This window comes from Anabaena sp. FACHB-83 (assembly GCF_014697485.1).
GTDB lineage: Bacteria > Cyanobacteriota > Cyanobacteriia > Cyanobacteriales > Nostocaceae > Nostoc_B.
Genome location: NZ_JACJRY010000003.1, coordinates 327,221 through 352,011, shown reverse-complemented (window position 1 = coordinate 352,011; position 24,791 = coordinate 327,221). Strand labels below are relative to the sequence as shown.

Below are 24,791 nucleotides of genomic sequence, written 5' to 3'. Positions count from 1 at the left end.
TTTTCTAGAGTTAACAGTTATTACCAGCATCAGTCTCTAAGTGGAAGTCTCTGGAGGAATATTGAAGGAGGTTATGACTAGTGTTGTCATGTTTTAACATAGCCGATTACTTTATCTGGTTGGCAAATGAAACAGGCTCTTTTATTAGTAATCTCAAGCTGCAAAAACTTGTATACTATGCTCAAGCTTGGCATCTGGCACTGTATAAAACTCCTTTATTCTTGGAAGATTTTCAAGCATGGGTACATGGCCCTGTAATACCTGATTTATATCAAAAGTATAAGCATTTTAGTTGGCAGCCAATTTTGGAAGATGCTAATCCAGAATTACCTCAAGAGGTTCAGGAGTTTTTAGATGAGGTTGCACAAGAGTACTTTGCTTGTGATGGTTATGAACTTGAGCAGATGACTCACATAGAAGAACCCTGGAATTTGGCTAGAATCAATCTACCGCCTGATGCACCTTCTAGCGCAGTTATTGAGAAAGAGTGGATGAAGGAGTATTACGGATCTCGTGTCGAAGAAGATTAAAAAGACTAAGCTTCCTCAAGAAAGCACATCAAGTATTAAACCAACTAAGCTGAAACCACTCCAAGGTATCAGCTTTTCATTTAAATATTATCAGGACAGTCACAACAAGTTTTCTTGTAACTACAAAGAACTAGGCTACTGGCTGACTCTGCTTGAAAGGTTAAAAGCTTTATCTAGTCTTTCTGCTCAAGAATTATTAGTGAATCGTAGCAGTAGCCTGAGATGTCATCCGATCAAATGGGAAGATACTAGCGAAAGTAGATTTGGTTTACCTAACGAAGAACAACTAGTTGATACACCTTATCAATTTTCTCTATCATCAAATGAACATGGTAGGGTACATGGTTTTTTTATTGACGAGGTTTTCTATGTTGTTTGGTTAGATCCAGATCATCTTCTTTACTCTGCAAAAAAGTAATTCTGCTCAAGTATTTTCTGGATTATTCACTGCTAAAAAAGCAACTTTAGCTGCGGCTTGTTCAGCAGCTTTGATGGAACGTCCTCTACCTTCACCGAGTTTTTTGCCATGTAGCCAAACTTCAGCAGCAAATCGCTCTTGATTGCGGTTAGGTTGATTAATTTCCTCGACGCGATATTCTGGTAAAACTTTAAATTGGGCTTGAGTCCATTCTTGCAAAGCCGCTTTATAGTTGAGTCGAGCCGGATCAAGCCGAATTTCTGTTGCTAGTTGTTCAAAATGAGGATCTAACCATGAACGGATGAGGTCTAAATTATTGGTGCTGAGGTAAAGCGCCCCTAACACAGCTTCAAAAGCATCCGCCAGCCGGGATTCTTGACCAACTTTATCACTGGTGGCACTGCCAGCAACTAATAAATATAGTTCTAAACCATATTCTCTGGCTAATTGGGCGAGAATGCGATCGCTCACTAACACCGAACGAATCGCCGCAAAATCTCCAACTTGGCAATCTGGATATTTTTCCCACAAAATCACAGCCGCCGCTAGTCGCACCACTGCGTCACCAACAAATTCTAGTTGTTCATAATTCGCTGAATCAGATACCGTTGGATGAGTTAAAGCCAAATCCAACAGTTGCCATTTAATGGGTGCTTCCAATGGCAAACCTAACTTTCTTACTAAGCTTTCAAGTTGTCTTTGACGGCGGGGATAAACAATTGTCATTAGTCAATAGTCAGTGGTCAATAGTCAATAGTCAATAGTCTTTCGTTTTTACTTTTGACTATGGACTCAAAGAGGAGAGAGTTGGTAGTAAGCCGGGTTCTGTTATCTATGTAAAAAATTTTACAAGATGGCAGTTATCTATCTGGGACGTTTGTTACCAAACGCCTCTAGCGGCTCTTATACGCGGAACTGGTAAAAGACCAACCGTAGTTCCTCTGGCCTTGCTCCCAACCGGGGTTTACCGAGCCAACACCTCTCGATGTTGCTGGTGCGCTCTTACCGCACCTTTGCACCCTTACCAAAAGTGGGGAGTAGTGAGTGGTGAGTGGTGAGTGGGGGTTTTTCCCTATTCCCTACTCCCTATTCCCTATTCCCTAATTATGGCGGTATCTTTCTGTGGCACTATCCTCACGATCGCTCGCACTGGACGTTATCCAGCAAGTTTGGTCTTTCGGGAGCCCGGACTTTCCTCAAAACTATGATTATGTATAGTTCTGCAACTGCCAGCGCCTACTCTCCCCCTACTTACAGTGTAATCCTGGATGGCATAATGTGTTCGATTTGGATTATTTCTTCTTCTTATTCCAAGGTAGAGCGTAAGTCCAAGGTAATTTTTTGATCGTGAACGGACAATTGATCAAATACATTGGCGGAATATTGATACCTGGTGCTATTCCTACGCGAACATCAGATATTCTTAACACTAGCTGTAAAGAAAATTCTAGCTCTTTACCTCGATTCATAAAGTCGTTATATAGTTTCTTCTGAGGCGGGCCACCATTTTTTAAGCCACTAATACTAACTAGTGGTTTTTTGGCAGAGTAAGTTCCGGCTGTAGTATCCAACTCTAGAACATCTTCGGCTGTAATTTTTTCTGAGAGGGTTTTTTTCGGAGTAATTAAGCTGGGGGTTTGTGGGATTGCTAAGTCACGGGTTACAGATGATGAAATCCGAATTACGCGGCGCGATTGTTTGGTGTGTTCAACTACTAAGGTGCTGTTTTCCCAGTCAACATACACTGCCAGATTATCTGACTTATTTTCAATGGTAAGTTGCAATTCTTTGACATCATCTAATCCATAAGCAGGATTGAGTTTAAAAGAAATTCCAATTTGGTCTTTGAGTTCTTGGGCTGTGAGTTGTTCGTTGACTGCATCAGCTTTATACGTATACTTGACTTTATCATCAATAGATTCAATCATCCGATTGAAGGTGTAAGACACACCAATAATATAAAGTGTCAATACAACTAAATTTTGATCGCCGCTACCTCTGATCATTTGGATTTTTATCTCCCTGGATGAATTTGAGTTATTTTACTTTTCGTGATGTTTAATACTGGAAAAATTAGCGAGCCATCCTCTGCGCCAAAATAGTATCAGTAAACTAACTGCGATCGCTACCATTAAAGCCAAGCAAGCCGGATAACCCCAATACCAATTTAGTTCAGGCATATTGTATGGTGATTTATCTGTATTGAAGTTCATCCCATAAATACCTGCAACAAAAGTTAAAGGAATAAAAATCGCCGAAACTACCGTCAGTAGCTTCATAATTTCATTCATCTTATTACTGACTGCTGATAAATATACATCCATTAATCCTGATGCTAATTCTCGGTAGGTTTCTACCATATCCATAACTTGTACTGTGTGGTCATAGCAATCTCGCAGATAAATTCTGACATCTTCACTAATTAAATCGCTACTATCTCGAATCAAAGTATTAATAGCATCTCGTTGCGGCCAGATAGACCGACGCAATTGTAAAAGCTCTCGCCTAATTTGATAAATTTGCTGGAGTGTTTGTGGAGTTGGTTTCAGGATGACTTCTTCTTCTAATTCTTCGATGCGTTCACCGTAAAGTTCTAATACTGGAAAAAAACCATCAATAATAGCATCTAACAAAGCATAAGCTAAATAATCAGCACCTTGTTTACGAATAATACCTTTGCCTTTATCAATTCGCATTCTGACACTATCAAAACAATCATGTTCTGGTTCTTCCTGCACAGTCAGCAAGTAATATTTACCTAACACAAAACTTACCTGTTCGCTATAAAACCCACAGGTATTTTCTTTCGGCACGACCATCCGAGAAATTATCAGTAATTGGTCTTCATAATCTTCGATTTTAGGGCGTTCTCCCATATTGACCACATCTTCTAAAACCAGAGGATGTAACTCAAAGACTTTACCCAAACGTTGTAATATATCTTGACTACCTACACCTTGAACATCTACCCAAGAAACTGATTCCGTATCTAAGTAACTCAAACATTCTTCAGGAGTAGCAATTTGTTTACGGATAAAATTTGTTTGGTTGTAATCAAACAAAACAATGATTGGCGCTTCTGCATTTTCATCAATAATCAGAGTTCCTGGTATATTTCCTGGTTGATGATAAAAATCCTGGAAATTGGGCTTACGAACTTTTTTGCTCAGACGACGAACTTTGCTAATCATGTGTTAACTGTCAATTGTCATTGGTCATTGGTGAGGATTGTAATCTAAAATCCAAAATGCTATGACGAATGAGCCAGTGTATAAAAAAACAGCTTGTCTTGGCAAGACAAACTGTTGACAAAAATAAAGATATTTATCAGGGAAATCTGGGCAGGTAGGATTACATCATTCCCATACCGCCCATACCACCCATACCACCCATGCCGCCCATGCCACCCATACCGCCCATGTCAGGGACAGCAGGTTTTTTCTCTGGTTTTTCGACGACGATCGCTTCGGTAGTCAAAACCATCCCCGCAATCGAAGCAGCATTTTGCAAGGCAGAACGCACAACTTTCGCTGGGTCAATGATTCCCGCAGCAATCAAGTCTTCAAATTCTCCGGTAGCAGCGTTGTAACCAACGTTGAATTCGGTTTCTTTGACTTTGGAAACGATGACAGAACCTTCTGCACCAGCATTGTCAGCAATTTGACGTAGAGGTGCTTCTAAAGCGCGTTTGATAATGTCTGCGCCAATTTTTTCTTCATCATTGAGGCTGTTCTTAATCTCGTCAATTTTGGTAGACAAGTGAATTAAGGTTGTACCGCCACCAGGCACAATTCCTTCTTCAACGGCGGCTTTGGTGGCGTTGAGTGCGTCTTCAATGCGGAGTTTGCGGTCTTTGAGTTCGGTTTCTGTGGCTGCACCGACTTTAATCACAGCGACACCACCAGCTAATTTGGCAATGCGTTCTTGGAGTTTTTCTTTGTCGTATTCGGAATCAGTTTCTTCTAACTGCTTGCGAATTTGACCAATCCGTTTTTGAATTTCTGGCTTGGTGGTGCTACCTGCAACAATTGTGGTGTTTTCTTTATCAATTGTGATTTTGCGGGCAGTTCCCAAGTTTTCCAAAGAAGCAGTATCTAAGCTAAGACCAATTTCCTCAGAAATTAACTGACCATCGGTGAGGATGGCGATGTCTTGTAGCATAGCTTTGCGGCGCTCGCCAAAGCCAGGGGCTTTGATTGCAGCCACATTCAGCACACCCCGCGCTTTGTTGACTACTAAAGTTGCCAAAGCATCGCCTTCGACATCTTCGGCAATAATCAACAGTGCTTGACCCAAACGGGCAACTTTTTCTAGTACAGGGACTAATTCTTGAATACTGTTGATTTTTTTGTCAGTAATCAGAATCCGAGCATTTTCAAACTCAACAATCTGCCGTTCGTTGTTGGTGATGAAGTAAGGAGAAATATAACCTCTGTCGATTTGCATCCCTTCGACTACTTCTAATTCAGTGGTCAGGGATTTGGATTCTTCAACGGTAATAACACCATCTTTGGTGACTTTCTCCATTGCTTCTGCCAGCATTGCGCCGACTTCTTCATCGTTACCTGCGGAGACTGTGGCTACTTGAGCGATCGCAGAACCTTCCACTGGCTTGGCGATTCTGGCAATTTCTTCTACCAATGCCTCGATAGTTTTGTCAATGCCCCGCTTTAAGCTGATCGGATTAGTACCAGCCGCAACATTTTTCAAACCTTCTTTAATTAAAGCTTGTGCTAAAACGGTGGCGGTAGTAGTGCCATCCCCAGCAGTATCCTTGGTTCTTGATGCTACTTCTTGGATGAGTCTGGCACCAGTATTTTCTAAGGGGTCTTCTAATTCAATTTCTTTGGCAACGGTGATCCCATCGTTAACAATCTGGGGTGTGCCGAATTTCTTTTCTAACAGGACGTTACGACCTTTGGGGCCTAATGTAATTTTCACTGCATCGGCCAGGGCATTGACACCCCGTTCCAGCGCCCGCCGTGATTCTTCATCAAAGGAAATAATTTTAGCCATGTTTCACTTCTCTTGCGCTTCCTTTAGACAATTTAGCACTCACAGACTCAGAGTGCTAATAACCAAAACTGGTCAGATTATAAATGGAATTTATCAGGATTGGTACTGGTATGAAGTGTGAAGTTCCGCCCTGGGATCTTGAGACTTGAGTAAATACCAGTACCTTTTCTTAAAAAATTGATTAATATACATTTGATGCTCATGTAGGATACAGGCAGTAATGGTTGAATTGGGAGATGAATCTAGACAACTCCCTTAAGTCTCTGGGTATTGCCGACCCAAGCGGCATCGGCTGGTTGGCAGTAGTTTTCACGTTTCTCTTCGCTTGGCTAGTGACATGGCGCTTAATACCGACAGTACGCAAATTTGCCCTGCGAGTTGGTTGGGCTGATCAACCAAATGCGCGACGGCTAAATCGGGAACCTTTACCGAATGCTGGCGGGTTGGCTATCTATGCAGGAGTAATTGCCGCGTTAGTTCTTGCTAGTCTGTTACGACCAATTGAATTACAAAGTGTTTTGGCACAGGTTTTAACTGTGCTACTAGGAGGCTCAATCCTAGTATTAGTTGGCTTCATTGACGATCAGTTCGGTTTACCCCCTTCTGTGCGCTTGTGGACACAGATCATCACAGCCTTGTTGCTGGTGGCTAATGGCATCAGCATCAAAGTTGCCTTCGGCACACCCATAGACTCGTTTTTATCAATATTTATTACCGTGTTGTGGGTGGTTGGAATTACCAACGCGATCAATTTGATGGATGGTATGGATGGTTTGGCGGGGGGGATCAGTTTTATTACGGCGATGAGTTTGTTAGCAGTTTCCGCCCAATTTCCCAATAAAGCGGCGGCGACTTTGGTTTTGGCAGCGTTGGGAGGCGGGGCGTTGGGTTTCTTGCGCCACAATTTCCACCCCTCACGCATAATTATGGGTGACGCTGGAGCATATTTTTTTGGTTATGTTTTAGCTGCTACCAGTATTTTGGGTGATTTGCAGATAACTACAGTCTTTTCCTTAGTACCGACGGTTTTATTTTTGCTATTACCAGTGTTAGACACTACCCAAGTGTTTTTACGGCGACTATTAGCAGGAAAAAACCCCCTCAGTACTCCAGGTAAGGATCACTTACACCACCGTTTATTAGCTTGGGGATTCTCCCAAAGTCACGCCGCTTACACCCTTTGGACAATGACCTTAATGGGTAACTTACTGGCGATGACGATTCGTGGGATGCCTTTACCTGTGATAGTCGCCACCTGCACTGGCATTATTATTTTGTTGAGCTTCACCGTTTGGCAAAGAATCTTAAATAATGCGTAATTACATCACCATGCCACCATCTACGTTAAAGACTTGGCCTGTGATGTAATTTGCTGCGGGATCAGCAGCCAGAAAGCGCACCATCCCGGCCACTTCCTTTGGTTGTCCATAGCGACCAAGGGGGATAAATTTCAAAATTTCTTCGGTGTTGCTGAGATTGCTGGTCATATCGGTGGTGATAAAACCAGGGGCGACGGCGTTCACGGTGATCCCACGGGTTGCTAGTTCTTTAGCAACGGTTTTTGTAAAACCAATGACTCCGGCTTTGGCGGCGCTGTAGTTGGCTTGGCCTGGGTTGCCCATTTGTCCCGCCACGGAGGTAATATTAATAATTCGCCCAGAACGCTGTTTCAGCATGAGTTTGCTAACGGCGCGGGTACATAAGAAAACGCCAGTTAAGTTGAGGTCAATTACGGCTTGCCATTCTTCTGGCTTCATCCGCAAAAGTAATGTGTCGCGGGTAATTCCGGCATTGTTAACTAAAATATCGACTCGACCAAATTTTTCTGTCGTGGCGTTGATGAGTGCTTCGACTTGTTCTGCTTGGGAAACATCGGCTTGCAATGCTAAAGCCTGTCCACCCACAGAAGTAATTTCTGCTACTACGTTATCTGCTGCTGTACTAGAACTAGCATAATTCACCACCACACTAGCGCCATATTTCGCTAATTCGAGTGCGATCGCTTTTCCAATTCCCCGCGAACCACCAGTGATAATGGCTACTTTTCCTTTGAGACTTTGCAAGTTTTCTGGCAAAACTTCCATGAATTATTCCTTAAGCTTTTGAACTACCGCGCTAATTATCTTATGGTGAAAGGGCAATAAAATTTCACACTTTATACATGAATCCGGTTTGATTGGGGAATTTACTTCACGCGATGTCCGACTTATTTTTGCAACCCCTCTCCAAACCTCTCCTCGAAACGGAGAGAGGCTTTGATTCTTGCTCCCCTTCCCTTGTAGGGAAGGGGTTGGGGGTTAGGTTTGTGATTACTGAATCGATGCACTAGACAACTGAATCGATGCACTAGACAAATGACAAATGACTATTGACCCTTGACTATAAAAATAAAATAAGGTTACAGCCATTCCTGAAAGCACGCATTAAGATTAAAAGCAATCCATAAAAATTCGGTGTGTATCGTATGGCCACTAAAAAACATTTCAACAGTTTTGAAGAAATGCTTTCTGGTTCTGATGTACCTGTATTAGTAGATTTTTACGCTGAATGGTGTGGCCCTTGCAAAATGATGGGGCCAATTTTAGAACAAGTTAATGCTCAATTAAATGGCCGTATACGTGTTGTTAAAATTGACACAGAAAAATACACCGAATTGGCTAGTCAATATCGTATTGAAGCCTTGCCAACACTCATGTTATTTAAGCAAGGCCAGCCTGTGGATAAAATCGAGGGAGTATTGCAAGCACCCCAGTTGGTTAAACATCTCCAAAATTTAATTTAGTAAATATTTGGAGGTGTAGTAGTGCTACGTCTCCAAATATTTAGAATTTTATGTTCATATCGATAATGTAATACTTTGTTACTGCGATTGATTTTCGTTTTCACCCAAAATGGCAGATATTATCATACGAACACTAGGACGTTCATGATTCAAAGCAGCTAAGAGGGACTCTGTGGCTGCTTCACTGTCAATTTCTGCTAATGCTCTAGCTGCCATTCTCACAACATTAATATTTTCATCATTTAAAGCTTGGATCAATCTAGGAACTGATTCCTGAATTCTAATTTTTCCTAAAGCCCAAGCAGCATTTTCACGAACTCCCAAATCTTGACTACTCAAAGCTTGAGATAAAGCTGGAACTGCTGACTCAGAGCCAATTTCTCCCAAGGCTGCGGCTGCACCCCAACCTATTCTGTGAGGATAATTCAAAGCCTCGCATAAAGCTGGAACTGCTAACTCGCTACCAATTTTACCTAATGCTTCAGCAGCTATATAACTAACATTCTGTTCTTGGCGCTTTAAAGCTTCAATCAGAAAAGGAACAGCAGTTTCACTACCAATTAATCCTAATGCGTTAGCAGCACAACCACTAATAAAATCATCTTGATTATACAAGGCTTGAAGTAAGGCTTCTATAATTATTTCATTACTATTTTTGGCTAAAGCCTCAGCAAGATATAAGTCACCACAAGTCTTTCTATCTTCTAAAGCTTGTAACAAAAATACAATGGCAGCTTCACCGCCAATTTTACCTAATGCTTCAATAATCTTATCGCTAATATTACAAAGTGATTTTGAGCGAGCCTCTAATTCCCATTCATCCAAAGTTTGGTTTTTCTCTTCATACCAAAGTTGAATCAAGGCTGGAACTGCTGATTTATTGCCAATATTACCTAATACTTCGATAATCTTTTCACGTACTAAAAATGAGTTTTGCTTTTGCAAAGCATGAATGAATACTGCAACTACATCAGGAGAGTCAATATTAGCTAATACTTCTACTTGGTTGATACGCTCATATTCGCTCCCAGAAGTTAAATTTTGTATCCAAGTTTCAAACTCTGGTGATTCTGAAGGATAAACTTCCATTTTTATTGGAGATGAGAATTAAGTTACGAGATGTGCAACTTATTCTTGAAACCCCTCTCCAAACCTCTCTCCGCTTCGGGGAGAGGCTTTGAATCTTGCTCCCCTTCCCTGTCTGCGACACGCTGCGCGAACGTAGGGAAGGGGTTGGGAGTTAGGTTTGAGAGCAAGTTGCACACGGCGTTAAGTTATAAAAAATAGCTAATAGCTGTCAAAATCTCATGATCAGCTATTAGCCATATACAAAAAGTAAAAGTAAGTTACAGCTTTTCTGGTTCTTCTAGAGGAACTGTACTTACTTTAGTAATTGTTGCTTGTAAGATTTGGGTGTGAGCAATGGAATTGTTTGCCAATGTGAACAGTGGGTTTGACAAAATCCCGGATATAGTAGTTGCAATTAAGCTGACTATCAAGCCTACTTGTAAAGGTCTGTATCCTGGTAAATTCCAACGCACTTCAGGGTAGTCTCTCACTACGTCGGACATTTCTTGGGGTTCTTTAACTACCATCATTTTGACGACGCGAATGTAGTAATAGATGGAAACCACACTAGTTACCAAACCTAGCAACACTAATCCATAAAGACCAGCTTGCCAACCAGCCCAGAACAAGTAGATTTTGCCAAAAAATCCAGCGAGTGGTGGAATACCGCCGAGAGACAGTAAGGAAATACTCAAACCCAATGTCAACAGTGGGTCTTTTTGATACAAGCCTGAGTATTCGGCAATTTGGTCGGTTCCTGTTCGGAGGGAGAAGAGAATAACGCAGGTAAAGCCGCACAGGTTCATGAACAAATAAACCAATAGGTAAAATACCATACTGGCGTATCCAGCTTCTGTACCAGCAATTAAGCCAATCATCACAAATCCAGCTTGAGCGATGGATGAGTAAGCCAGCATCCGTTTCATGCTAGTTTGTGCCAGAGCCACTACGTTACCCAAAATCATGCTGAGAATAGCGAGGGCGGTAAACACAAATCGCCACTCGTCAGCCACCATTGGGAAGACTGTAGTTAGTAGGCGAATGGCTAAAGCAAAACCGGCTGCTTTGGAACCAACGGATAAAAAGGCAATTACCGGGGTGGGTGCGCCTTCGTAAACGTCTGGTGTCCACTGGTGGAAGGGTGCAGCCGAAATTTTGAAGCCAATACCTGCAATGATGAAAACGAGTGAAATCACCAAACCGAGAGATTGGGTGACGTTGGCTGTGATGATACCATCTGCGATCGCACTTAATTCTGTTTGACCACCCGATAAACCGTACAGCAAGGAAACGCCGTATAAAAATACTGCTGTACTAGCAGCACCAATCAACAGGTATTTTAGCGCCGCTTCGTTAGAACGGGGATCACGCTTGGTATACCCTGTCAATAGGTAAGAGGAAATACTTAAAGATTCTAGTGAGATGAAAATCATCACTAACTCACTAGCACCAGATAAGAACATTCCTCCTAGAGTAGCAGTTAGCAAAATTGCGATGAATTCTGCTAAAGCGGTACCACTCTGCTCAATGTAGCGAATTGACATCAATATCGTCACAACGGCAGACAAAGCGATAATACCGCGAAACACAATACTGAGGTCATCACCAGTGAAGCCGCCAGTAAAGGAGATGGGATTGGCATTATCCCATTGAAAATATAGGGCGACAATTGCGGCTAGTAAACCCGCGATCGCTAGATATCCAATCCAGCGTGAGGATGTACGCCCCAAAATCAAATCAACAATCAAAACCCCTAAGAGGGTAACAATCACAATTCCCTCTGGCAGAATTGTTCCAGCATTCAACTGGGATGCAAGATTAGCAAAATCCATGAGATATATAGGTTTTGGCGATTAGACATTAAGGCTAACTTTGTTCATTTTATCTATTGTTCATTACCAAAGTTGCATTTATCTTTCTGTCTTAAGCATAGACTGACTCTTGCGTACAATTAGCTTAAAAGAAGCGGATCAGCTAACTCCCACCCAAGACTCTATCATTATGATTAGATTAAATTATAGTTGAAATTCAGATTGTGCGTCTTGTCAACACAGATACTGCTCTAGCTATCTGTTAGCAATGGTAACTAAATAAACAATCGGTATTGCTAAATATACTTGTTGGCTAATTATACGATTTCTGAAATTAAATCTTGCAGTTGTTGGGGTAAATCGAAGTAACCATCAACTCCTGATGCAAAATCTATCACTTGAGTTACCGCATCTATATTTAAATTTCCATAAATATGCGGAAATATTTCTCCGGTTTCAGCCGCCTCATAGCGAATTTCTGCTTTTACTTTTTGACTCTCAATTAATAGTATAACTAATTCTTGTTGGTTATAAAAAAATCTGTTAGCGACTGGGATAATCTGTGTTACTTTTGAGCAGTGAATAAAACCTTCTTTAGCGAGAGATTCTGCTATATAAATATCATGATCTTTCGCTTGTTCCCATTGTAGGCGCTGTGTAATATGCAGAAGGAAGGGAATGTTGAATTTTGGGACTTCTGCTGTATCGAGTAATTTGGTAAAATCACAGTTATCGAAATTTTGCAGTACTGATTTAGCTCCAGCATCTAATAATTTTTCAGGTGCTTGGTGATTGGCTATCCCAATAAAACTAATATTTAAATTACGCACTGCTTTAATATCCCAAATACCATCACCTACAAAGACTATTTTGGTGAAATCTTCAACTTTGTAGTTATTTTTAGCTTTGAGAATAGCTGCATTAATAATATCTTCTCTAGAAATGCCATCATCAGATGAAGCTAAGGGAATATTGTGTATTGCTAAGTCGGCTGCTTGCAGTTTTAATATAGCAGAATCATACCATCCGCCAGTTGCGATCGCTACACACCATTTAACGGAGGTTTGTAATTCAGCCAATACCTTTTCTGCACCAGGGATACTAATAAATAGATGTTTCTGTGTACTAATTTCCTGCTGGAGTTTTGCAATAAAGGCAAGTTTGAATCTTTTGATGTCTAATTCTGATGGCTGACGTTGTAATCTTTCTTGAAAAATTTGCTGAGTAATACCGGAGTCTGTAATATTCTGGTATTCTGCCCAGTTTGAATTAATATCAATAAATCCGAATTCTGAAGCCAAGGTATTTACAAAGCAGGTTTCATCAATCTGGTTTGTATTGGTGAGTGTACCATCAATATCAAAAATTACTAAGTTCATATAGCAATCCTATCTGAGTTGTGAAAAAATATTCTTTTTAACGAACCGCAAAGGACGCAAAGGACACAAAGAATGAGAGGAAAGAGAAGAAAGGGAATTTCACAAATGATTTAGGACTGCTATAGCAGATTGTCTTGATTCTGAGGAATACATATATCTGGCGCACATAAACCAGAAAACTGTATTGTCGACACTGCAAAGTTATTTAAATCAACACAGCGAATAACGTGATTATTGGTATCACTAATATATAGATATGAACCCATAACACTCAATCCAGACGGTTCAAAAAAGCGGCTGTTTTTACCTTGACTATCTTGTAAACCAGCTAAACCATCGCCCAAAATTGTTTGACAATTACCTGTGCTGGGACTAACTAATTTAATTTTGTGGTTGTATGTATCTGCTACCCACAAAAAATTTCCCGCATATTCTACCGCCATACAGTGTTGTAATCGCACATCTGTACTTTGTCCATCCACGTCACCAAAACTGAATAACTGTTGACTACCGCAAACAGTTGTGACTTGGTATGGTTCAAAAATTCCTACACTCCGAATTGTACTAATTTCACTATCAGCAATATATAGTTGTTGTCCATCTGTAGTTATACCACTAGGTTGAGCAAAAGCCGATTCTATTAGTGAACCATCAACACAACCTTCTCCACCTGTACCAGCATAGGTTTTGATGATGTTAGTGGCTAAGTTCATTTGCCAAATTTGATGGGAACCCGCCATTGCAATAAATAAAATATTTCCAACTTTGACTAAATCCCAAGGAGAATTCAGCGCAGTTTCTAACCCAACACCACCATGAGGATAAATGTTACGGCTTTGTTCTCCAGTTCCTGCAATTGTCTCAACTATTTGGCGTTGCAAATCAACTCGGCGCAAAGCATGATTTTCAGTATCAGCAACAAACAGAATTTGATTTTCGCTATCAAATACCATTCCTTGTGGTGTAGAAAATTGTGCTTCGCTAAAACTACCGTCAATTAAACCAGGTTGTCCTGTACCAATAATGTGGAGAACTTCGCCATCAAAGTTACTCAAAACTAAGCGGTGATGTCCAGAGTCAGCAATGAATAAACCTATTGGCGTGGCTAAGACTTTTCCTGGAAAAGCTAAGGGTGAAATTATTGCTTGTTGCTGCTTTTCTAAAATATGGTTGATTTCTTGAAAGTTGATTGTACCTTTTTGCTGATGCTCGGCAATAGTTTTAGCAATTAACTTATCTAAAACCTCACGCTTACCTTCGCCAGAAACATAGCCAACTACATAACCTTTAGGGTCGATAATCATGAATGTCGGCCAAGCACGCACAGTATATTCTTGCCATACACGAAAATTTTGGTCTACTAAAACTGGGTGTTCAATGTCATAACGCAAAATAGCTTGGCGGATATTTTCTGTTTCTTGTTCATTGTCAAACTTGGCGGAGTGGACACCAATTACTGTCAGACTATCTTTGTATTTGTTTTCCAAATATTTCAAGTCTGGTAGGATGTGCAGGCAATTAATACAGCAGTATGTCCAAAAGTCTAAGATGACAACTCTACCCCTAAGTTGTTTTAAGGACAAAGGTTTGTCAGTATTCAGCCAAGTGTAATTTTGTGGTAATTCTGGCGCTCTGACGCAGGGAGTCATGAGATATCCTTTAATTTTGGGTGTAGGGGTTTAGGGGTATGAGGGTGTAGGGAAGATAATTTAATCAGGACGTACGCAATAACCCTCTAAAATTCTCTTAACTTTGTGTCCTTTGCGCCCTTTGCGGTTCGTTTTTTCATCATTTTACGTAACCCCTGCTTAATAACCTAGACAAAAAGAAAGTTTTAAGCCTGTTGACTGTTTACTGCTATACCTAACTGAGAATAATTTTGAGGCTGTATCACTTTTGGTCAAACTTGATAAACTTACTACCACTGATTTAGCTACTTGGGTACAACAAGCTAAAATTCAGACTGTACAGGGTAAAGTGTGCGATCGCATCCCACAATTATCTGTTGCTCATCCTAACTGGTTTGCTGTTCACATCTGCTGTTTATCAGGAAAAACTTACAGTTCGGGAGATACAGGTTGTGTGTTTCCTTTAATGAGTGTAGTTAAAGTATTTTCATTTTTGTATCTGCTAGAAATGATGGGAACAGATACAGTTTTTCAATGGGTTGGCGTTGAACCGTCGGATGCGGCGTTTAATTCTTTAGAACAATTAATTACAGATGGCGGACATCCCCGCAACCCGATGATTAATAGTGGTGCAATTACTCTAGCTGATAAGTTACCAGGAAAGACGGCAAGCGATCGCACTTCACATCTTTGTCAATGGTTAAATCAGTTAGCAGGTTCCCGACTATATTTAGATGAAGTTATGCTGGCTTCGGTACGCGCTTCACGTTCCCCAGTCAACCAAGCACTCACCAACTATCTCGCTGAACAAAATCGTATCGAAAATCCTGAAATAGCTCTTGACACTTACGAGCAAATATGCAGTCTTTCAGGTAGGGTGGAAGATTTAGCCTTATTAGGAAAAGCCTTAGCTTGTGGTGATAATTTACAGCATCATCGAATAGTTAACGCTGTGATGTTGATGTGTGGACTTTACCAAGACTCGGCTAAATTTGCTCTCAAAATTGGTTTACCAATGAAATCAGGCATTAGTGGTGGCATGTTAGCCATAGTACCAAACGCCGGAGCGATCGCTTGCTACAGTCCCGCATTAAATATAGTCGGAAATTCCGTAGGTGCGATCGCTTTTATTGAAGCTTTAGCCCAAAAATTAGAATTGAGTATCTTTTAAAAAATCACCTCTCTTATCCCTCTCCTTGAGATGTTGGAATTTGACGACGCTGAAAATATTTACCAAATCTCGACTTTAAAGACTCGGTTGCTTGTGTTTCAGGAACTGCTGTGGGTGTTACCTCTGGTTCTGGTATTGGTGACGCAGTAACTTGTGGTGTCGGTATCACTTCCGGTTCTGGTATTGGCGACGCAGTAGCTTGTGGTGTCGGTGTAACTTCCAGTTCTGGTATTGGTGACGCAGTAACTTGTGGTGTCGGTATAACTTCCGGTTCTGGTATTGGTGACGCAGTAACTTGTGGTGTCGGTGTAACTTCCGGTTCTGGTGTTGGTGACGCAGTAACTTGTGGTGTCGGTATAACTTCCGGTTCTGGTATTGGTGACGCAGTAACTTGTGGTGTCGGTATCACTTCCGGTTCTGGTGTTGGTGACGCAGTAGCTTGCGGTGTCGGTGTAACTTCTGGTTCTGGTATTGGCGACGCAGTAACTTGCGGTGTCGGTATCACTTCCGGTTCTGGCGTTGCTGACTCAGTTGGTTGCGGTTGAACTACCTCTGGAACTTCGGGTGTAGGAATTAGTGGCTGGGGAATGTAACTTTGATTGACTATGCTGCGTACCTCATCCGCCTTGAGTTCGCCTCTAACAATGCGAGACAGTGTATCTTTACCTTTGGGTTGGTAGTTAATTAATCTCACAGTCGTATTAAAGGCATTTTTCACAACGTTACCTTGATTGTCTAAAAATTCTAGCTTCACCCAATTATTTCCAGGTTGGAAGCCTTTGAGGTAAACTGCTTGCCAGCGATCGAACACAAAACTGTCACCATTAATAGTGCAACGGATACGCCAATCACTGAACAAATCATTGGGATTATCTGTAGCACCTAAGTGTAATGGAGCGTTTGTTAAGTAAAAATCTAGTAAAATTGGTTCAGCACCATAACTACCTTGAGGACTGCTGTAAGTTAGTAAGGGAACGCTAGGTTCAGGGTTGTTGTCATCTGTTTTTGTAAAAACATGAAACAATGTCTGAGTATAAGCGCCTTCATTTTTAAAACTTTCACCCCAAGGACGAGAAGCAAATACACGTAAACTATGTGTACCCGGAGATAAATCAGACAAAATTAACGGCTGGCTTAAGTCATACACCGAGATGTCAGGCTGATTATCCAAAATTACCTGGAGATGAGGCCCTAATTCAAATGCTGGATCTTTAAATATAGGTAAATCTTTTACCTGAATTTGAACTTTAACTTTAGTATCTTGAATAATCTCATCAAATGAAGGGGTGACGATAGTTAGCTGGGGGCGGTATACTTCTAGCGTTGAGCGCAGTTCTTGAATGACCTCTGGTGGTGCAACTTCCGTAAATTGCTGCGAAGTGGGTTGATATTTTTCCCTAGGACTCACAGCTACATCTTGACTAACAGCTTTCTCTGCACAACTGTTTAAATTCAAGACCAATACTAGTATGACAAGCCACTTGAAAATAGCCAGACTCCTGGGGAGGATCTGTTTTAAAGACTTCATACACCGCAAATTCATACCTAACACCCAGTTATAGTCTGCAAAACTGCAAAATAATTTTGCCTTAAACTGTGCTTTGCACGCCATAGCCTAAAAGGTGAAATTTTGAGCAGTTACTATGTATTTTTTAAAAATCACCGGAAAACAGTATTCTTTTTTACTATTTCTCTAATATATGCTTTTCTCTCGTGCCAAAAATATCTCTAACTAATTTGAGAATACTGAGCCGGCGGACATTATACCCATTAATCATAAGTTTAACGAATTGTTATTCTTTGTAAATTAAATGGAGAAACTATTGACTTTTTGCTCAAAAGTTTACAGTTAAAAGGTAGATCAGACAATTAATTTGGGGATTTTGAATTATTGTTAAAATCTCTCCAACAATGTACAAGTAAAGACTTTATAATTCAACAGAAACAAACTTCCACATAGCGTCTTCATCGCTGCTCCAGCCACTAACCTGGAGAAGGCGACTAAGTATCACTTTGTGGTTTCATGATTCCTCATTCCTTATCACGAGAGGAGGTCGAATGACGATTAGTCCTCCGGAGCGAGAGGAAAAGAAAGCAAGAGTGATAGTCGATAACGACCCGGTACCTACCTCATTTGAAAAATGGGCGCAACCCGGACACTTCGACAGAACTCTAGCTAGAGGCCCCAAAACCACCACTTGGATTTGGAACCTCCACGCTCTCGCCCACGATTTTGATACACATACAAGCGATTTAGAAGATATCTCCCGCAAAATATTTGCGGCTCACTTCGGACACCTGGCCGTTGTGACCATCTGGTTAAGCGGGATGATATTCCACGGCGCGAAGTTCTCTAACTACGAAGCCTGGTTAAGCGACCCATTGAACGTGAAGCCCAGTGCTCAAGTCGTTTGGCCCATTGTGGGACAAGACATTTTGAATGGTGATGTTGGTGGTGGATTCCACGGTATTCAAATCACCTCTGGCTTGTTCCAAGTATGGCGTGGCTGGGGTATCACCAACTCCTTCCAGCTTTACTGCACAGCTATTGGCGGCTTGGTATTAGCAGGCTTGTTCTTATTTGCTGGCTGGTTCCACTATCACAAACGCGCTCCCAAACTGGAATGGTTCCAGAATGTGGAGTCGATGCTGAACCACCACTTGCAAGTACTGTTAGGCTGCGGTTCCTTGGGATGGGCTGGACACTTAATTCACGTTTCCGCTCCCATCAACAAGCTTTTGGATGCAGGGGTAGCTGTTAAAGATGTCCCCTTGCCCCATGAGTTCATCCTCAACAAGAGCTTGTTGATTGATGTATTCCCCGGCTTCGCTGCTGGTTTAACACCTTTCTTCACCTTGAACTGGGGTCAGTACGCTGACTTCTTAACCTTCAAGGGTGGTTTAAACCCTGTAACTGGTGGTCTGTGGTTGACTGATATTTCTCATCACCACTTAGCGATCGCTGTACTCTTCATCATCGCTGGTCATCAATACCGCACAAACTGGGGCATTGGTCACAGCATCAAAGAGATCCTCGAAAACCACAAAGGCCCCTTCACCGGGGAAGGTCACAAGGGTCTTTATGAAAACCTGACCACCTCCTGGCACGCTCAATTGGCAACTAACCTTGCCTTCTTGGGTTCGCTGACCATCATCATCGCGCATCACATGTACGCGATGCCTCCTTATCCATACTTGGCAACTGACTACGCAACTCAGTTGTGTATCTTCACTCACCACATTTGGATCGGTGGATTCTTAATTGTGGGTGGTGCGGCTCACGCTGCCATCTTCATGGTGCGGGATTATGATCCTGTTGTGAATCAAAACAACGTACTGGATCGGGTGATTCGTCACCGGGATGCAATTATTTCCCACCTCAACTGGGTTTGTATTTTCCTCGGCTTCCACAGCTTTGGTTTGTACATCCACAACGACACAATGCGTGCCTTGGGCCGTCCCCAAGACATGTTCTCCGACACAGCAATTCAGTTGCAACCAGTATTTGCTCAGTGGGTGCAGAACCTGCACACCTTGGCTCCTGGTGGCACTGCTCCCAACGCCTTAGAGCCAGTTAGCTATGCCTTTGGCGGCGGTATCTTGGCTATTGGTGGCAAAGTCGCAATGATGCCCATCGCATTGGGTACTGCTGACTTCCTAGTTCACCATATCCATGCTTTCACCATCCACGTAACAGTACTGATTCTGCTGAAGGGCGTACTGTTCGCTCGCAGCTCACGCTTGATTCCCGATAAAGCCAACTTAGGTTTCCGCTTCCCTTGCGACGGCCCTGGCCGTGGCGGTACTTGCCAAGTTTCCGGTTGGGATCATGTGTTCCTCGGATTGTTCTGGATGTATAACTCCCTATCTATTGTGATTTTCCACTTCAGTTGGAAAATGCAATCTGATGTTTGGGGAACTGTAGACGCAGCTGGTAATGTGTCTCATATTACTGGTGGTAACTTTGCCCAAAGTGCCATCACAATCAACGGCTGGTTGCGTGATTTCTTGTGGGCGCAAGCTTCTCAAGTAATCAACTCCTACGGCAGTGCTTTGTCTGCTTACGGATTAATGTTCCTGGGCGCTCACTTTGTTTGGGCATTCAGCTTAATGTTCCTGTTCAGTGGTCGCGGCTACTGGCAAGAACTAATTGAGTCCATCGTTTGGGCGCATAATAAACTGAAGGTAGCACCTGCAATCCAACCCCGCGCTTTGAGCATCACTCAAGGCCGTGCAGTTGGTGTAGCACACTACCTCCTCGGAGGAATTGCAACAACCTGGGCATTCTTCCACGCACACATTCTTTCAGTAGGATAGCAATCAGTTATACGGAGTGCTGAGTAGTGAGTGCTGAGTGCTGAGTAATCAAAACTTAGAACTCAAAGCTCAGAACTCCCAAAGCTGAAACCTGATGGCTAAGGGTCAGAGGAAATATCAAAGCTATGGCAACAAAATTTCCAAAATTTAGCCAGGATCTCGCACAGGACCCAACCACGCGGCGCATTTGGTATGCGATCGCAATGGGCAATGACTTTGAGAGCCACGATGGCATGACCGAAGAAAATCTTTACCAAAAGATTTTCGCTACTCACTTCGGACATCTGGCAATCATCTTCCTTTGGGCTTCCAGCCTCCTGTTCCATGTAGCCTGGCAAGGTAACTTTGAACAGTGGATCAAAGATCCTCTACACGTCCGTCCCATCGCTCATGCGATTTGGGACCCCCACTTTGGTAAACCAGCAATTGAAGCTTTTACCCAAGCGGGTGCTAGTAATCCTGTAAATATTGCATACTCTGGTGTTTACCACTGGTGGTACACCATCGGTATGCGGACAAACCAAGAACTGTACATTGGCTCATTAGGTCTACTCCTATTTGCTGCCCTGTTATTGTTCGCTGGTTGGTTGCACTTGCAACCCAAGTTCCGCCCCAGCCTCGCTTGGTTCAAGAATGCTGAATCTCGCCTCAACCACCACCTAGCTGGTTTGTTCGGCGTTAGCTCCTTGGCTTGGGCTGGTCACTTGATTCACGTTGCTATCCCCGAAGCTCGTGGACAGCACGTAGGTTGGGATAACTTCTTAACCACCGCTCCCCACCCAGCAGGCTTACAGCCTTTCTTTACAGGGAACTGGAACGTTTACGCTCAAAATCCAGATACCGCAGGCCACCTCTTTGGTACATCCACTGGTGCTGGTACAGCGATTCTGACCTTCTTGGGTGGTTTCCATCCTCAAACAGAAGCTCTGTGGTTGACTGACATTGCTCACCACCACTTAGCGATCGCAGTATTATTCATCGTCGCTGGTCACATGTACCGTACCAACTTTGGTATTGGTCACAGCATCAAAGAGATGATGAATGCCAAAACTTTCTTTGGCCAAAAAGTTGAAGGCCCCTTCAACATGCCCCACCAAGGCATTTATGATACCTACAACAACTCTCTGCACTTCCAATTAGGTTGGCACTTGGCTTGTTTGGGTGTTGTTACCTCTTGGGTGGCGCAGCACATGTACTCCATGCCTTCCTATGCGTTCATCGCTAAGGATTACACCACACAGGCAGCTTTATACACCCACCACCAATACATTGCGATTTTCTTGATGGTCGGTGCGTTTGCCCACGGTGCAATTTTCTGGGTACGTGACTACGACCCCGAACAAAACAAAGACAACGTATTAGATCGCGTACTGAAGCACAAAGAAGCGATTATCTCTCACTTAAGCTGGGTATCTCTCTTCTTAGGCTTCCATACCCTAGGTTTGTACGTTCACAACGACGTAGTAGTTGCTTTCGGTACTCCTGAAAAGCAAATCCTAATTGAGCCAGTATTTGCTCAGTTTGTTCAAGCTGCTAACGGTAAAGTACTGTACGGATTGGATGTTCTGTTGTCCAACCCCGAAAGTGTTGCGTACACAGCTTACCCCAACTATGCAAACGTATGGTTGCCCGGTTGGTTAGATGCCATTAACGCTGGCACAAACTCCCTGTTCTTAACAATTGGCCCTGGCGATTTCTTGGTACACCATGCGATCGCACTAGGTCTGCACACCACCACCCTCATCCTAGTCAAAGGTGCTTTGGATGCTCGTGGTTCTAAATTAATGCCAGACAAAAAAGACTTCGGTTACGCATTCCCTTGCGATGGCCCTGGTCGTGGCGGTACTTGCGATATCTCCGCTTGGGACTCCTTCTACTTAGCTTTGTTCTGGGCATTGAACACAGTAGGTTGGTTAACCTTCTACTGGCACTGGAAACACCTGGGTATTTGGCAAGGTAACGTTGCTCAGTTCAACGAAAACTCTACCTACCTGATGGGCTGGTTCCGTGATTACCTGTGGGCTAACTCTGCACAGTTGATCAACGGTTACAACCCCTACGGTGTGAACAACCTGTCTGTTTGGGCTTGGATGTTCCTCTTCGGACACCTAGTTTGGGCAACTGGCTTCATGTTCCTCATCTCTTGGAGAGGTTACTGGCAAGAGTTGATCGAAACCTTGGTTTGGGCGCACGAGCGTACTCCTCTAGCTAACCTAGTTCGCTGGAAAGACAAGCCCGTTGCACTCTCCATCGTTCAAGCACGTTTGGTTGGTCTAGCTCACTTCACCGTTGGCTATGTCCTCACCTACGCAGCCTTCCTCATCGCCTCCACTGCTGGTAAGTTCGGTTGATCTGGCTACTAGTTTTGTAGGTAAGTAATAAAAATCCCCCGCCGCGAGGTGGGGGATTTTATTAGAAAGGAAAGGATTTTACTTATAACAGTCGAAGCATAGATTAGAACTATCTTGATGGCTGAAACTCCTGAGAATACTTATTTCCTACTCAGCACTCAGCACTTTGATATATAAGAAGATATCGGAATACTGTTTATCATGAGTTACTAAAAGTTGCTATGAATGAAAGTGTAAATACACTACCTTCTGGAGTTAATAGACAAGAAGCAGAAAGTCTTCTCAAAAAATTCTTAAACAATCCAAATTATAAAGTTTTAGCTGTCAAGGGAAAATGGGGTGTTGGAAAAACCTATTTAGTACATAAAGTATTGTATGAAAACAATAAAGAATATTATGGTTATGCTTCTGTTTTTGGGATTTCTTCAATTGAACAATTGAAAGCAAGAATATTAGCAAACTATAATAATGTAGCAACTAATATTCAAGCTAAAAATAAGTCTTTTTTAACATACATTAATAAGTTTTTAAATGATTGTTTTGAGTGGATAAATCGAAATTCTGGAAGGTTAGAAAGAACTCCAAAAATAGACTTGGTGTTCTCAGGACAGTCTTCTATTCCAGTTACAGGGACACTAATTTCTATAGCTGGTGACTTAGCATTAAATATATTTTTTAATACAATCAAGAACTCAATAATATGTATTGATGATCTTGAAAGAAAATCTAAGTTACCGTTAGATGAGTTACTTGGCTTTGTTGAATATCTAGTTCAGGAATTAAAATGTAAAATTATTTTAATTTATAGCGATGATAATCTAGATACATCTTCCCAAGAAATATTACAGATTTATAGAGAGAAAGTAATTGATAGAGAATTTACACTTGCTCCAACAGTAAAAGAAAACTTAGATTTTATTTTCAAAGAGCATCTTTATATAGAAGTAATTAAACCAGTCTTAATAAATGCTGGTACAAATAATATTCGTGTTCTTCGTAAGACTAAATGGCTTATTGATGAACTTATTCCTTTAATCAATAATTGGCAGCCTAGTTTACGTAATCAAGTTATAAAAAATAGTATTGTTATTAATATATCAAAATTAGATACAGAATTTCGGCAACTTTTTTCTATTACTACAGATAGAATATTATCTTTAACAAACTCTTCAAAATACAAAAATAATGATAGTGTTGAGGAATATATGCAACTCACACAAAAACTATCATATCTGGGTTATGAACCTCTAGACATTGACGAACTTATAATCAGTTCACTTGAAACATCTATGTCTAATTCTGCTGAAAGCGAGTTTCTTAAAATAGGGAATAGTCTTAATGAAAGAGAGAAAAATAATCAAATTATAGAAAAATTAAATAATCTTGGTAAATCATACTATAATTCATTTGCAAATTCTAAAGAAGAAATTTCTGAAGAAATTATTCATTTTCTTGAAGAGCATCATCTAGATATAAGTATTTCTGAATTTGAGAGAATTGAAAATCTTGCATCAATTATAGAACTTGATATTAGCCAATACGAAAGAGCTTTATTAAAACATAAACTAAAAGATGAACCACATTATTTCAATGATTTAAATATATTTAGAACTAAATTGCGTAAATATCCTGAATTAGAGGCATATCTAGAAGAACAAAAGAATCAATATCTGCGAACCTTAGATATCACCACAGCAATAAAAAATATAATCAATAGTGATTCACTTTCAATATCACCTTGGGAGAAGGAAAATTTTGAATTTCTAAATAACCGTACTGTTGAAGAATATACTCAATGGCTTGAAAAAGGTCATCCTGATTTATATCTTATGATTAAACGGTTTTTGACATTTGGTTTACCTGCATCGCAAAAATTAGAGGAAGCTATTCGTATATTAGCGAAAAAGAGTAAGTTAAATAAAATTAGAGCTAAGTTTCTTTACAATATAGATATAGATAATTTGCCTAATACTAATGATGAAAACTAATTATTAATAGATAAGTTTACTATTCCACTAAACTTGTTAGATAACAAAAGCAAGAGAAAAGCGATCTCCCATAAACAACCTTAACCAAAATCGGATATCAGTGGTAGGTAATAACAATTGGGCTAATTATGTAAAATCTTTTATTGAACGTGATTATCCCAACCTAATTATCCACGGTTATAAACTTACAAGTCCAGATACAACTGAGTATAACTGTGTTGCTTGGGCAGCAGAAGATGATCAAACTTGGTGGTGGCCAGATGCTCAAAATCAAGAATACTGGCCACCTGGTATTCCCAGAGAAGAAACTCTTGAGGCGTTTCAAGCAGCAT

Annotated in this window: 19 protein-coding genes and 1 other RNA gene; 8 read left to right on the top strand and 12 right to left on the bottom strand. The window is 41.4% G+C overall.

The window, feature by feature from the left end:
* The first annotated feature begins 80 nt into the window (after nucleotides 1-80).
* Both H6G79_RS05685 and H6G79_RS36605 read left to right on the top strand, forming a co-directional pair.
* Nucleotides 81-530: a Panacea domain-containing protein gene (locus H6G79_RS05685; RefSeq protein ID WP_190591627.1), complete on the top strand. Its 450-nt coding sequence runs from the start codon at nucleotides 81-83 to the stop codon at nucleotides 528-530.
* Complete coding sequence (locus H6G79_RS36605; RefSeq protein ID WP_190591626.1) at nucleotides 514-948, top strand: hypothetical protein; 435 nt, start codon at nucleotides 514-516, stop codon at nucleotides 946-948. Before H6G79_RS05685 ends, H6G79_RS36605 begins: the two co-directional genes overlap by 17 nt.
* A gap of 6 nt (nucleotides 949-954) precedes the next feature.
* Here the strand turns inward: H6G79_RS36605 and rnc are convergent, their stop codons facing one another.
* The 5 genes from rnc to groL all read right to left on the bottom strand — a co-directional run bounded on the left by rnc (nucleotide 955) and on the right by groL (nucleotide 5,964).
* Nucleotides 955-1,674 (bottom strand): ribonuclease III, encoded by a 720-nt coding sequence (gene rnc / locus H6G79_RS05675; protein WP_190591625.1) that lies wholly within the window; start codon nucleotides 1,672-1,674, stop codon nucleotides 955-957.
* Nucleotides 1,675-1,746: 72 nt separating this feature from the next.
* Nucleotides 1,747-2,192, bottom strand: an RNA gene (rnpB, locus tag H6G79_RS05670) — RNase P RNA component class A.
* A 48-nt stretch (nucleotides 2,193-2,240) separates the two neighbouring features.
* Nucleotides 2,241-2,954: a hypothetical protein gene (locus H6G79_RS05665; RefSeq protein WP_190591624.1), complete on the bottom strand. Its 714-nt coding sequence runs from the start codon at nucleotides 2,952-2,954 to the stop codon at nucleotides 2,241-2,243.
* Between the two features lie 36 nt (nucleotides 2,955-2,990).
* A complete protein-coding gene (gene corA / locus H6G79_RS05660; protein WP_190591623.1) occupies nucleotides 2,991-4,139 on the bottom strand; it encodes a magnesium/cobalt transporter CorA in 1,149 nt (382 codons plus the stop codon).
* 160 nt (nucleotides 4,140-4,299) lie between these two features.
* On the bottom strand, nucleotides 4,300-5,964 hold the full coding sequence (gene groL, locus H6G79_RS05655; RefSeq protein WP_190591622.1) for a chaperonin GroEL: 1,665 nt from the start codon (nucleotides 5,962-5,964) through the stop codon (nucleotides 4,300-4,302).
* A gap of 236 nt (nucleotides 5,965-6,200) precedes the next feature.
* Between groL and H6G79_RS05650 the strand changes: the two genes are divergently transcribed.
* Nucleotides 6,201-7,283, top strand: coding sequence for an MraY family glycosyltransferase (locus tag H6G79_RS05650; protein WP_190591621.1), 1,083 nt, complete (start codon nucleotides 6,201-6,203; stop codon nucleotides 7,281-7,283).
* On the opposite strand, the gene fabG is transcribed toward H6G79_RS05650, so the two are convergent.
* Complete coding sequence (gene fabG, locus H6G79_RS05645; protein WP_190591620.1) at nucleotides 7,284-8,048, bottom strand: 3-oxoacyl-[acyl-carrier-protein] reductase; 765 nt, start codon at nucleotides 8,046-8,048, stop codon at nucleotides 7,284-7,286. It lies immediately after the preceding gene.
* A gap of 380 nt (nucleotides 8,049-8,428) precedes the next feature.
* Here fabG and trxA point away from each other — a divergent pair, with 380 nt between their 5' ends.
* Nucleotides 8,429-8,746: a thioredoxin gene (trxA, locus tag H6G79_RS05640; protein ID WP_190591619.1), complete on the top strand. Its 318-nt coding sequence runs from the start codon at nucleotides 8,429-8,431 to the stop codon at nucleotides 8,744-8,746.
* 78 nt (nucleotides 8,747-8,824) lie between these two features.
* Here trxA and H6G79_RS05635 read toward each other — a convergent pair whose 3' ends face one another.
* From H6G79_RS05635 to H6G79_RS05620, 4 genes are all read right to left on the bottom strand, one after another.
* Entirely contained in the window at nucleotides 8,825-9,835 is a 1,011-nt protein-coding gene (locus H6G79_RS05635) for a HEAT repeat domain-containing protein (RefSeq protein ID WP_190591618.1), read from the bottom strand.
* Between the two features lie 257 nt (nucleotides 9,836-10,092).
* Nucleotides 10,093-11,646, bottom strand: coding sequence for an NAD(P)H-quinone oxidoreductase subunit N (locus H6G79_RS05630; protein ID WP_190591617.1), 1,554 nt, complete (start codon nucleotides 11,644-11,646; stop codon nucleotides 10,093-10,095).
* A gap of 296 nt (nucleotides 11,647-11,942) precedes the next feature.
* The gene (locus H6G79_RS37610; RefSeq protein WP_190591616.1) at nucleotides 11,943-13,004 is read right to left on the bottom strand and encodes a DUF952 domain-containing protein; all 1,062 of its coding nucleotides are present in this window, start codon (nucleotides 13,002-13,004) and stop codon (nucleotides 11,943-11,945) included.
* A 119-nt stretch (nucleotides 13,005-13,123) separates the two neighbouring features.
* Nucleotides 13,124-14,653 (bottom strand): thioredoxin-like domain-containing protein, encoded by a 1,530-nt coding sequence (locus H6G79_RS05620; RefSeq protein ID WP_190591615.1) that lies wholly within the window; start codon nucleotides 14,651-14,653, stop codon nucleotides 13,124-13,126.
* Nucleotides 14,654-14,900: 247 nt separating this feature from the next.
* Here H6G79_RS05620 and glsA point away from each other — a divergent pair, with 247 nt between their 5' ends.
* Nucleotides 14,901-15,803: a glutaminase A gene (gene glsA / locus H6G79_RS05615; RefSeq protein ID WP_190591614.1), complete on the top strand. Its 903-nt coding sequence runs from the start codon at nucleotides 14,901-14,903 to the stop codon at nucleotides 15,801-15,803.
* A gap of 13 nt (nucleotides 15,804-15,816) precedes the next feature.
* On the opposite strand, the gene H6G79_RS05610 is transcribed toward glsA, so the two are convergent.
* The gene (locus tag H6G79_RS05610) at nucleotides 15,817-17,346 is read right to left on the bottom strand and encodes a hypothetical protein (RefSeq protein ID WP_190591680.1); all 1,530 of its coding nucleotides are present in this window, start codon (nucleotides 17,344-17,346) and stop codon (nucleotides 15,817-15,819) included.
* Between the two features lie 515 nt (nucleotides 17,347-17,861).
* Between H6G79_RS05610 and psaA the strand changes: the two genes are divergently transcribed.
* The 3 genes from psaA (at nucleotide 17,862) to H6G79_RS05595 (ending at nucleotide 24,459) form a co-directional block, all read left to right on the top strand.
* Nucleotides 17,862-20,120 (top strand): photosystem I core protein PsaA, encoded by a 2,259-nt coding sequence (gene psaA, locus H6G79_RS05605; RefSeq protein ID WP_190591613.1) that lies wholly within the window; start codon nucleotides 17,862-17,864, stop codon nucleotides 20,118-20,120.
* A gap of 125 nt (nucleotides 20,121-20,245) precedes the next feature.
* Nucleotides 20,246-22,471, top strand: coding sequence for a photosystem I core protein PsaB (gene psaB / locus H6G79_RS05600; protein ID WP_190591612.1), 2,226 nt, complete (start codon nucleotides 20,246-20,248; stop codon nucleotides 22,469-22,471).
* Between the two features lie 221 nt (nucleotides 22,472-22,692).
* On the top strand, nucleotides 22,693-24,459 hold the full coding sequence (locus H6G79_RS05595; protein ID WP_190591611.1) for a P-loop NTPase fold protein: 1,767 nt from the start codon (nucleotides 22,693-22,695) through the stop codon (nucleotides 24,457-24,459).
* A gap of 185 nt (nucleotides 24,460-24,644) precedes the next feature.
* On the opposite strand, the gene H6G79_RS05590 is transcribed toward H6G79_RS05595, so the two are convergent.
* On the bottom strand, nucleotides 24,645-24,791 hold the full coding sequence (locus tag H6G79_RS05590) for a hypothetical protein (protein WP_190591610.1): 147 nt from the start codon (nucleotides 24,789-24,791) through the stop codon (nucleotides 24,645-24,647).